This is a genomic window from Cellulomonas sp. P4_A2 (genome assembly GCF_056402515.1).
Genome location: NZ_JBFUHG010000002.1, coordinates 262,887 through 274,052, shown reverse-complemented (window position 1 = coordinate 274,052; position 11,166 = coordinate 262,887). Strand labels below are relative to the sequence as shown.

At 67.8% G+C, this 11,166-nt stretch carries 9 protein-coding genes; 2 read left to right on the top strand and 7 right to left on the bottom strand.

The annotated features are described in order from the left end of the window. On the top strand, window positions 1-480 hold a 480-nt coding region (locus AC1DUE_RS03975), incomplete at its 5' end, for a substrate-binding domain-containing protein (RefSeq protein WP_477038091.1). 456 nt (window positions 481-936) lie between these two features. On the opposite strand, the gene AC1DUE_RS03970 is transcribed toward AC1DUE_RS03975, so the two are convergent. The 4 genes from AC1DUE_RS03970 to AC1DUE_RS03955 form a co-directional block, all read right to left on the bottom strand. After that, a complete protein-coding gene (locus AC1DUE_RS03970; protein ID WP_477038090.1) occupies window positions 937-2,862 on the bottom strand; it encodes a glycoside hydrolase family 127 protein in 1,926 nt (641 codons plus the stop codon). Beyond that, window positions 2,859-3,737 (bottom strand): carbohydrate ABC transporter permease, encoded by an 879-nt coding sequence (locus tag AC1DUE_RS03965; RefSeq protein ID WP_477038089.1) that lies wholly within the window; start codon window positions 3,735-3,737, stop codon window positions 2,859-2,861. Before AC1DUE_RS03965 ends, AC1DUE_RS03970 begins: the two co-directional genes overlap by 4 nt. Window positions 3,738-3,747: 10 nt before the next feature. Beyond that, a complete protein-coding gene (locus AC1DUE_RS03960) occupies window positions 3,748-4,656 on the bottom strand; it encodes a carbohydrate ABC transporter permease (protein WP_477038088.1) in 909 nt (302 codons plus the stop codon). Window positions 4,657-4,745: 89 nt separating this feature from the next. Continuing rightward, entirely contained in the window at window positions 4,746-6,065 is a 1,320-nt protein-coding gene (locus AC1DUE_RS03955; RefSeq protein ID WP_477038087.1) for an ABC transporter substrate-binding protein, read from the bottom strand. A 302-nt stretch (window positions 6,066-6,367) separates the two neighbouring features. Between AC1DUE_RS03955 and AC1DUE_RS03950 the strand changes: the two genes are divergently transcribed. Continuing rightward, on the top strand, window positions 6,368-7,390 hold the full coding sequence (locus AC1DUE_RS03950) for a LacI family DNA-binding transcriptional regulator (RefSeq protein ID WP_477038101.1): 1,023 nt from the start codon (window positions 6,368-6,370) through the stop codon (window positions 7,388-7,390). A gap of 154 nt (window positions 7,391-7,544) precedes the next feature. Here AC1DUE_RS03950 and AC1DUE_RS03945 read toward each other — a convergent pair whose 3' ends face one another. From AC1DUE_RS03945 to AC1DUE_RS03935, 3 genes are all read right to left on the bottom strand, one after another. Then, window positions 7,545-8,288: an SGNH/GDSL hydrolase family protein gene (locus AC1DUE_RS03945; RefSeq protein ID WP_477038086.1), complete on the bottom strand. Its 744-nt coding sequence runs from the start codon at window positions 8,286-8,288 to the stop codon at window positions 7,545-7,547. A 258-nt stretch (window positions 8,289-8,546) separates the two neighbouring features. Continuing rightward, window positions 8,547-9,563, bottom strand: a complete 1,017-nt coding sequence (locus AC1DUE_RS03940; RefSeq protein ID WP_477038085.1) for a LacI family DNA-binding transcriptional regulator — start codon at window positions 9,561-9,563, stop codon at window positions 8,547-8,549. A 4-nt stretch (window positions 9,564-9,567) separates the two neighbouring features. Next, entirely contained in the window at window positions 9,568-11,079 is a 1,512-nt protein-coding gene (locus AC1DUE_RS03935; RefSeq protein WP_477038084.1) for an alpha-N-arabinofuranosidase, read from the bottom strand. Window positions 11,080-11,166: the final 87 nt, after the last annotated feature.

Here is an 11,166-nt window from a genome sequence, read left to right as displayed (position 1 = left end):
AACGGCGACGAGGCCGAGTCGGGCACCTACTCCGGCGGCGACTACACGATCGTGTGCAACGAGGCCGCCCAGGGCAGCGAGGACGGCGGCACGACCGCCATGGAGACCTGCCTGTCCAAGAACCCCGACATCAACGTCGTCTACACCCTGAACGAGCCCACCGCCTACGGCGCCTTCCAGGCTCTGACGGCCGCCGGCAAGACCCCTGAGGACGTCCTGATGACCTCGGTCGACGGCGGCTGCGCCGGCGTCGGGTACGTCGATGACGGCATCATCGACGCGACCTCGCAGCAGTACCCCGTCCGCATGGCCGCGGAAGGCGTCGCGACGATCGCAGAGCTTGCCCGCGGTGGCGAGCCCACGCAGGTGAGCCCCGGTCTCGACTTCTACGACACGGGAGTCGCGCTCGTGACCAACACGCCGGTCGACGGCATGGAGAGTATCGACAGCACCGAGGCAGCCGAGATCTGCTGGGGCTGACGGATCCTGCCCGCCGGTGCCGCAAACGATGCGGCGCCGTCGGGCAGCATCGGCGACGACAAGGACGCCGCCGGCATGGCCGGCATGGCCGGCAACCGCGACCTCAGAGGACTCCGCGTGTCCCCCTGGACCACATCGCCGCCCAGACCCGGCACCGCCACCTGAAGGTCCTGATCGAGCACTACATCCGCCCCATGGAAGCACTCGCCATCACGACCAGCCGCGACCTCGGTGTCTAGCCGCCTGCACCGCTCCGGTCTCCGCATCACCGCTCGCAAGTCCAAGGTGCGCCACGCCAACCGTTGTCCCTCGCTCACGAAGGAGCCGCTGCGCGCCAGAATTCGCGCCCGCGAGCACCCCGACAGTGCCCCCGAGACGGACGAGCCGTGACCGAAGCAGATCGTGCGCTTGGTCGCTGCACGGTCTCGGTGCCTTTCGTGCTTTCGAATGATCCGATCACGCCAGCGGAATCCAGACCCTCATGGCCGCCGGCCCACGATTTGCCCAGTCGTGGTATTCGGTCAGTGCCACCTCTGTAGTCAACCAGTCGGATGGGCGCTCGTTTGTCGAACGGCCGTAGGGCCATGGGGCATCGGTGCGACGGTCTAGCTTGAAAGTCGCAATGACTTGCCCCGATGCCTCGCTGAGTGGCACCGTCGCATCCAAGCGCAGGTCGGCGATGTCGGCGCCCTCTCCAAGCATTCTGAGGTCTACAGACTCGACGCACAAGACGAGCGGCCCGCGCTCTACCGCGACACAGTTGCGGATTGCGTCGATGTGCGGGTCGGGGACGGACAGCCTCGCCGCCATCGGCAATGTCAACTCCACGACGTCACCCGCGAGGAACGCCCGACGCACGGACACCGTCCCAAGGGGCGCGGCGCGAATACCGTCTGGAGTCCGGAGCGTCGCTCCAGAGGCCCACGACGGCACTCGCAGGGTCAGCGTCCAGGGGTGTTCCTCGGTGGTGGCGACCGTCACCCGCACAGTTCCGTCGCGGGGGTACTCGGTCTCGACGTCGACAGCGATGGCGCGACCGTCGGCCAACGTCGTCCGGATGCGCGCGGGCGCGTACTGGTGGATCTGCAGTCCGTCGTCGTCGGCGGTCGCGACGTAAGTCGAGATGCTGGCCAGCGTGCGCGCCACGTTCGGCGGGCAGCAGGAGACCGCGAACCAGGGCGCACGCAGCGACGAGGACGCCCGTGGGACGGCCTGGTCCGTAGCCGGGACGGTCCCCGGGCGCCTCTGGTGCAGGGTGTTCGTGTAGTAGAACGCGGTCCCGTCGTGCGAGGGGGACGTGGCGACGACGTTGTAGAGCGTGCGCTCCACCAGGTCCGCGTACCGCGAGAGGCCCTGGGCGAGCAGGAGTCGCCAGGAGAACATGATCGACCCGACTCCAGCGCACGTCTCTGAATAGGCGCGGTCGGGCGGGAGCACGAAGTCGTCGCCGAACGACTCGTCCATGTGGTGCGAACCCTGGCCACCGGTGATGTAGGTCCGGTGCGCGACGGTGTTCTCCCACTGGGTGGTCAGGGCGGCAAGCAAGTCGGGGTCCTGTGTCTCCACGGCGACATCGACCGCACCGGCGGCGAGGTAGTTGGCTCGCACGGCATGCCCGCGCAGGACCGTGGCCTCCCGCACGGGGACGTCGTCCTGGTAGTACGCGCGGCCGTACTCGATGTCGCCGAGGGTGCCGGTCCCGCGTCGCTGGACGAACAGGGCCGCCTGCTCGACGTAGCGGGAGTCCCCCGTGGCCCGACCCAGCTCGGCGAGCGCGGGCTCGATCTCGGCGTGCCCGCAGACCGCGATGCGCCCGTCCGGCCCGAAGGTCGCGACGACGTGGTCGGCCGCGCGCCGTGCGACGTCCACCAGCCTGTCGTCCGCCGCCGGGCGCGTCCTGAGACGCGCGATCGCCGCCTGGAACAGGTGCCCATAGCAGTAGAGCTCGTGACCCCACTCGAGGTCGGAGTACCGGGCGCCCTGACCTGCGCGCCCGAACGCGGTGTTGAGGTAGCCGTCGGGTTCCTGGGCCGCCGCGATCCGAGCGACCAAGGCGTTGAAGCGGCGGTCGAGGTCTGCGTCGTCGGTCCGGCCGATCTCCCACGCCATACCCTCGAGCAGCTTGTACACCTCGGAGTCGGAGAATTCGCGTCCGGGACGGTTGCCGAGGGTGCCGTCCGCGGCGCGGTCGAAGTTGCCGATCCAGCCTTCCCGCTCCATCCAGTACTCGATGTGGGCGAGGGTCCGGGTGCCGTTGACCGCCTGCCGCTCCGCCCAGAACCCACCCGTGATCTCGACCTCGTCGAGACCTAGGGGGCGCAGCGCGCCCCGGGACGGGGCGACCGGCGTGGCCACGGTCGTCGTGGTGGTGGTCATGGTCATCCCTTGAGCGCACCCGACATGAAGCCGCGCACGTAGTGTCGTTGGAGCAGGAGGAAGAGCACGATGCAGGGCACGGCCAACACGACGACCCCGGCCTCGGTGGCGCCGTAGTCGATGACGCCCTGGACCTGCACGCGCAGGTTGGAGACGGCGAGCGGGAGCGTCATCTTGTTCGTGTCGTTGATCAGGATGAGCGGCGCGAAGAAGTCGTTCCACGCCGCGAGGAACGCGAACAGCCCGACCGTGATCAGACCCGGCCGCACCGCAGGCAGCAGCACCCTCCAGAGGGCGGAGAACGACGAGCACCCGTCGACGAGCGCGGCCTCGTCCAGCTCACGCGGGACGGACTCGAACGAGATCCGCATCATGAACGTCGAGAACGGCAGCTGGAACATGGTGAGCACCAGCGCGACGCCCACCAGAGAGTTCGACAGGCCCACCTTGTTGAGCAGGACGTACAGCGGGATCAGAAGCGAGGCGTACGGCACCATGAGGATGGCCAGCGTGACCATGAAGAGCAGGTTCCGCCCCGGGAACCTGAACCGCGCGAACGCGTAGCCGCCGAGCGTCGAGATAGTCAGCGTGAGAACGACGCACAGGCCCGATACGAACACGGAGTTGGCGAGGTACTGCCAGACGCCCGCTTGGTAGTGCACGAGCGTCTCGTAGTTGCCGAAGCCCCAGCCGTCCACCTGACCAGTCCCGGGCAGCGGGGAGACCGAGGCGACCCCGGTCCACACGAGCGGGTACAGGAAGATCAAGGCCAGCGCACCGGAGAACACCCAGAACGGGGTCCGCATCGCGACGCCGCCGATCCGGGTCACGGGCGCGGTGCGCGCGGGAGCAGCCGTGGGCCGTAAAGTTGTCGTCGTCATGATCGGTGCCTCAGTTCTCGTCAGAGCCGCGGAAGGCCCGCAGTTGGACGACGTTGATGATGACGAGAGCGGCGAGCACCATGACGGAGATCGCGGCGGCCTGACCGAGGTCGTTCTGTCCTTGGAACGCGACCGAGTAGATGAGCTGGACGACGGTGATGGTGCTGTTGTCGGGTCCGCCTTTAGTCAGGATGTAGAACTGCTCGAACGCGAGCAGGGACCCGGTCACGCACAGGATCGTGGTCAGGGCGATCGTGGGCTTCAGCAGCGGGATCGTGATCTGGCGGAACGTCTTCCACGGGCCCGCGCCGTCCATCCGTGCCGCCTCGAAGACATCGGTCGGGATGGCCTGGAGGCCGACAAGCATGAGCAGCATGTAGAAGCCGGCGAACCGCCAGACGATGAGGAACAGGGTCGAGGCGAGTGCGGCGTTCGGCGTCCCGAGGAACGACCAGCCGAAGTGGTTCATCAGCGGGGCGAACGGGCTGGCGATCGGGGAGTAAAGGACGTAGAACAGCAGCGACGCCGACGCAAGGCCCAGTGCGCTGGGGACCAGGAACGAGGTGCGCAGGAAGGCCTTCCAACGTGAGGACTCCTGCACCATCAGCGCCAGGCCGAGTCCGAGACCGATCAGCAGGATCGTCGCGAGCACCGTGTACTTCAAGGTGAACCGGATCGAGTCCCAGAAGAAGCTGTTGTCCACCGCGTTCGAGTAGTTGTCCGGGAAGTTGATGCCCTGGTCACCCGCGAGCAGCGGCCACTGCGACCCGCTCATCCGGAAGACGAGGATCAGCGGGATGATGAACAGGACGAGCACGAACAAGGCGGTGGGCGCGGCGTAGGCCCACCCCCGCAGGCGGGAGCCGTTGGCCCGCCGGTTCGTCGTGGCCGCGGCGAGCCGGGCGGTCTGAATCGACATGGGTTACCTCTCGGGCGACGATCGGGGAACCGTCCAGCCGGTGGGGCCGAGTGCCTTCGGGCACCCACCGGCGGGACGTTCAGGCGGGACTACTGACCGAGCACCGCGGTGATCGCGTCGTTGTCCTGGTCGATCGAGCTGCCGTCCCCGAAGACGGCGTTGTGCACGAGGGTCAGCCACGGGCTGTTCGGGGCGTTGAAGGCCTGCTGGAAGTTCAGCGAGACGGGCGTGTCGCCCTGGCCGGCCACCGTGTTGATCGTGACGAGTCGGGGGTCCTTCTGCGCGTAGACGTTGTCCGCCAGATCGCTGCGCGAGACGACGGAGTTGTTCTTTGCGAGTACCTCGACCTGGGCGTCCTCCGACATCATCCAGCTGAGGAAGTTCCACGCCTGGGCGGCCTTGGTCGAATCCTTCGACACGCCGATCCCGTCGCCACCGACGAACGTGGAGCCGCCACCCTTCGGCCCCGGAATTCCCGCGACACCGACGTCGAAGCCCTTCGTCGACGACAGCAGCGTCGCCGGGTACGGCATGAGGCCGACCTGGCCCTTGGTGAACGCCGCGGTCCAGGTAGGTCCGGTCTCAGCCTTCGACGCCGGGAGCACGACGCCCGCGTCCCACATGCCCTTCCAGGCCGAGTAGACGCTCTTGGCGGTGTCGCTGTTGAGCAGGGACTCGGTCCCCTCGGGGTTCATCACCTGGTCACCGTCTGCCCAGATCGACGGGAACCACGTGAACGCAAGACAGCCGCCGCAGCTCAGACCGTCAGCCGTGCCGTAGGTGTTGGGCTTGTTCAGTGCCTGGATCGCCTTGGCATCGGCCGCGTATTCGGTGAGGTCGGCCGGAGCCTTCTCCGGGTCGAGGCCCGCCTCCTTGAACAGATCCTTGTTCCAGAAGAGCATCGACAGGTCCAGCACGAACGGCAGCACGTGCTCCTTGCCGTCTTGGGTGCCCGCAGTGAGGTGGCCCTTGTTGATGTACTGCTTGTAGCTCAGCGCGTCGATCTGGCTGGTCAGGTCCTGGAAGAGTCCCGACTTGACCCAGTTCGGCACGTAGACGATGTCTGCGGCGAAGAGGTCGGGGAGGCCGCCGGAGCCTGCGGCAGCGCCGACCTTCGCCACGTAGTCGTCGTTGGGCACGACCGTCAGCTGGACCTGGTTCTTGTGGGACGCGTTGTACGCCGCGACTAGGAGCTTGGCCTGATTCTCAACAGGCGCACGCGTCCAGAGCGTCAGCTTCGCGCCGTCATCGACGCCTTCGGTGCCGGCGGTCACGGCCGCGCTCGCGCCGCCCGTGCCGCCGTTGTCGCCCTTGGCGCTCGTGCAAGCCGCCAGGCTGATCAGCAGCCCGGCCGTGACGAGCCCGGCGAGCAGGCCTCGACTTGCCGACCGGGTACGGATGTTCCTCATGCTGTCTCCTCGTGCTCTTCGTCGAGCGGGTGCCATCGGCGGCACTCCGGGGTACATGGGCGAAACCGCCATTCGGCGTTCCTAGTGGGGTGGAGCCTTGAACCTCGTCCATGGCTGTGGCTCGGCCCTGGGACGTGCTCGCGGACACCTGGCTTGCGGCCCGCGGGTCTTCCGAAACATACGGAAAAGGTTTTCATAGATTAAGCCGGAGAGCCTGGTGCGTCAACCACCCCGGGCGGTTACAGTTCGATCACGATGCGACAGGCGAGGTTTCGTCGACGAACCAGTTGGAAGGGGGTCCGGTGGCTCGCAAACCGCCCGCTCGCGTCGTCACGCTCTCGGACGTGGCGCGGCTGGCCGGAGTGTCGATTGCGACCGCGTCCAAGGCGCTCAACGGTCGCGACCAGGTCAAGGACACGACGCGGCAGCGCGTCGTCGACGCAGCTGAACAGCTCTCGTTCAGGCCGAATCCGCTCGCCCAAGGCTTGCTGGCCGGGCGCACCGGAACAGTCGGCCTTCTCACCAGCGACCTCGAGGGTCGGTTCGTCATCCCGATCCTCATGGGCGCGGAGGACGCGTTCGGGGCCGGCCAGGTCAACGTGTTCCTGTGCGACGCGCGGGGCGACGCGATCCGTGAGCAGTACCACCTGAAGGCGTTGCTGACCCGGCGGGTGGATGGCCTGATCGTCGTAGGCCAGCAGACCGACCCGCGGCCGTCGCTCGGCCACGACATCCCGGTGCCGGTGGTCTACGCCTACGCACCGTCGGACGACCCGTCGGACCTGTCCATCACACCGGACAACGTGCACGCGGGCCGCATGGCCGTCGAGCACCTGGTCGCGTGCGGTCGGACCCGGATCGCGCACATCACCGGTGAGGTCGCGTACGCGGCCGCCCGGGACCGCGCGCAGGGCGTGCGGGCGGCGCTGCAGGAGGCCGGCCTGGAGCTCGTCGGGGACGTGATGTATAGCGAGTGGTCCGAGGGCTGGGGGCGCGACGCGGCTGCAATGCTGCTCTCCCGGCACCCCGACGTCGACGCCGTCCTGTGCGGGTCCGACCAGATCGCGCGCGGCGTCTTGGACACCGCGCGCGACTTGCACCGGGCGGTGCCCGACGACCTGGCCGTCATGGGGTTCGACAACTGGGAGATCCTCACGACCAACTCGCGCCCTGAGCTGACCAGCATCGACGCCAACCTTCAACAGTTGGGCCGTACAGCGGCACTACGGATGTTCGCGGCCCTCGGCTCAGACGACATCGGCTCGGGAGTCGAGTACGTAGTCGGCAGGTTGGTCATTCGTGGATCGACCATTCCCCGCCGCTAGGGCTCGAACCTCGGCGCGAACATGGTGGACGATCGCAGCTGCAGCGCGGCGAGTTGGGTCTGCGAGTTCTCGCGCGTCTCGACATCGCGCGTCTCAGCGGGACACTCTGCCCGGTGCCAACTTGGTTCACCACCCAGGCATTTTTCGCCACCGCCTAGGAGTCTATGACCCCGAGTCTCTGGAGTTCGATGGTCATTCGTCGGGCGAGCTCGGCGTAACCGTTGTCGTTAGGATGCTGATACTGGTCGTCGGCGCGCCATTCCGGATGACCGGTGAGCCAGTCGCCTGCGCCGGCAACGTAGTCAGCACCGGCCTCAACCGCGCCCGCCCTCACCGCCTCGGCGACGGCGGTATATTCCGGTGAAACGGGTGCAGGAATCCAGAAGGGCTCGACCACGATGAGTCGCGCCTGAGGCGCCTCTGACCGGAATCGCGCGAAGTCGCTGTGGATCGCCGAGGCAATCGCGTCAATCTGCTGTCCGGCGATGAAGGTGTCATTTAGGCCCATGGTCACGACGATGACGTCGGGGTGCGCTTCGACCACTGTCTGGACGGCGTCGACGGTAACGTCGCGATTCGCGACGAACCCGAGGCCATTGATCGAGGCATTGGCCTCGATCCAGCCTTCCTGCTGACAAAGGAGCGTGCTCCAGCGATGCGCGGCTGAGCTTGCTTGCTCGCCGTACGTGTAGGAGTCGCCGTAGAAGGCAACTGTCGCCCCCATTGGCGCCGGCGTGCTGGCACCGATAAAGGGTGGTTTCGACCCCGACGGATTCTCGTTGGCGTGGCCGATCAATGTCCCCACGAGGATCGCAAGAGCGATCAGCACGAGGGCTAGAGCTGACGTGATGGCCGGACGTTTCGCCAGCAATGAGGAACGGGAATTCGGGATATCCATGATGAACAACCTAGATCATTTGATGCTCAGCGTGAACCCCTAATGGTGTTTGAATTCGGTTCGGACAATGCCGCCTAAGCAGCCATTAGCGTGCGCGGCGCAAAGCTTCTGCTCGGGTTCCAATTTCTCCTTGTTGGACAGGACGCGGCACCGGCGTGAGCGTTGCCCTATACGCCAGGGCGGCTGCGGATTTTCCGGGTCTGGCTGACTGCTGCCTTGGCCGATGCCCTGTGGGGCGAGGCGGCTGTTCCGCTCTAGTCAGGCCGACCTGCGGACGACCAGCGCGCAGCTAGTGAAGATCTCGGTCGGTGCGTCCGCGCGGCCCTCGACGCGGGCGAACAGAAGGTCGACGGCGTGCTTGGCGATCTGGTGCGTCCCGGGCTCGATCGTGGTGAGCGGGGGGACGCTGAACTCCGCCATGGGCACGTTGTCGAACCCAATGACGGCGACGTCGTCGGGGGCGGTCAGCCCTCGGGCGGCGAGCGCGTGTAGTGCGCCGAAGGCCATCGTGTCGTTGAAGCAGAAGACGGCGTCGGGGGGCTCGGGCAAATTCAGCAGCCGGTCCATCCCCGCGGCGCCGTCGCGCAGGTGCCAGTCCTCGGCGGTGACCACGTATTCGGCAGGGACGTCTCGTCCCTGGGCGGCGAGCGCCGCGCGGAACCCGTCGAGGCGCAGGGACGCAGCGCTGGTGGTGGCGACGCGGGGGTTCGAGCCGATCGCCGCGATCCGACGGTAGCCCCGGTCCACCAGGTACTGGGTGGCAAGGCGTGCGGCCTCGGTGTTGGCCATCGCGACGTGGTCGACGGGTGCCTGGAAGATCCGGTCGCCGAGGATCACGAGCCGATCATTGCCCGTCAGGTGCCGCTCGTCGCCTGGGCCTAGGGCGTGCGGTTGGAAGATCAGGCCGTCGGAGTGCTGCCGGCTCGCGCCGCTGAGGATCGCGAGCTCTTGGTCCCGGCGAGCTCCCGTCTGCTGGATGACGACCGACCAGTCGTGGCGCTCCGCCTCGATCATGATGCGACCGGCGAGGTCCGTGAAGTAGTCGATGCCGAGCTCGGGGATGGCCAGCGTGATCGATCCGGTGCGGCCGGTGCGCAGGCTGCGCGCGGAGGTGTTGAGGCGGTAGCCCAGCTCGTCGACGGCCCGCAAGACGCGGTCCCGTGTCTCGGGACGCACGGACGGGTGTCCCGAGAGCACGTTGGAGACCGTCCGGCCGGTGACGCCGGCGCGCTCGCCGACGTCCGCCATGGTGACGGGGCTCGTCCTGTTGGCCATGCGATCACCTGCCCTCGGTCGCGCACGCTACGCGGACGGTCGCCCACGATACGGGCGGCAGGCGCAGGGTGAGCCTGCCGTCTCGGATGAGAGCCGGCGCGGGGTGCGGGCTCACCGCATCGGGCGCGTCGATCGTGTTCGTCGTGTAGGGGTCCGGCGTCCAGAGTAGGTCCGCACTCACGACGTCGACCGCGCTCACGCCGGCCAGGTCGATCGTGACGTCGGCGGTCGTGCCGGGGGAGCGGTTCGCCAGGTGCACGAGCGCCTCGTCGCGGCTGGGGCTCACAGTGACCACGCAGGTGACGACGTCGTCGGGACCGTTCGTCGCGTGCACGGTGTGCCCGGCGCTCCGTGCGACCGCGGCGAACGGGTGGAACGTCGCCTGGCGCCACGCGGCCCGGCCCGGCTCGGCGCGGATGGGGCCGATGACGTTGACGAGTTGGGCCATGGCGGCGATGGAGACCACATCGGCGTGCCCCACGATGCTCTGCAGCAGCGTCCCGACGACGACGGCGTCCGCGAGCGTGTATGTCTCCTCGAGCAGCCTCGGAGCCTCCTCGAAGGGCCGGCAGTCGTCCAGGGCGTCGTACGCGGCGTAGTTCCAGACGTTCCACTCGTCGAGGCTGATCCGGATGTCGCGCGCGCTGCGGGTTGCCGCCCGGACGTGCGTGATTGTCGCGGCGACGTCGTCGAGGAACTGGTCGAGCACGTCTGACGAGCGCAGGAAGGCGCCAAGGTCGCCGTCGTCGTAGAAGTAGATGTGGCAGGAGAGATAGTCGACGACGTCGATGGTGCGGGTCAGGACGTCGCGTTCCCAGGCCCCGAACGTGCTCATCTGCGGGTTCGAGCTGCCCACGACGACGAGCTCGAGCGTCGGGTCGAACATCCGCATCGCCGCCGCTGTCGCGGCGGCTCGCGCGGCGTAGTCGTCGGCCGAGCGGTGCCCGAGCTGCCATGGACCGTCGGCCTCGTTGCCGAGGCACCACAGGCGGACGTTGTGCGGCTCGGGCGCCCCGTTGACCACGCGCTCGTCCGACAGTCGGGTGCCGCCCGGGTGGTTCGCGTACTCCAGCAGGTGCAGTGCTGACCGGGTATCACCGAGCCCCAGGTTGAGGGCGAGCATCGGCTCGACGCCGGCCCGCCGGCACCACGCAATGAACTCGTCGGTGCCGAAGGCGTTCGTCTCGACGGACCGCCACGCGAGGTCTAGCCGTCGTGGGCGCGCCTCCCGAGGGCCGATGCCGTCTCGCCATTCGTACCCCGAGACGAAGTTGCCCCCGGGATAGCGCACGACGCTCACGCCGAGTTCGCGGACCAGCTCGAGCACGTCGGCGCGGAACCCCTCGGGCGTGGCCGACGGGTCCTCCGGGTCGAACACGCCGCCGTAGACGCCCCTGCCCAGGTGCTCGACGAACGACCCGAACAGCCGGGGGTCGGCGGTCCCGACGCGACGCCCGATGGCGAGGGCCACGGAGACGACCGGGGTGTCGGCATGGTCGGCGGAGGGTGTGGTCACGGGCGAGTCTCCTTCGATTGGCAATTCATCGATGAAATTACGGCCAGCCGTCCCGGCTGTCAACCGACAGACACGATCCGGTCACGA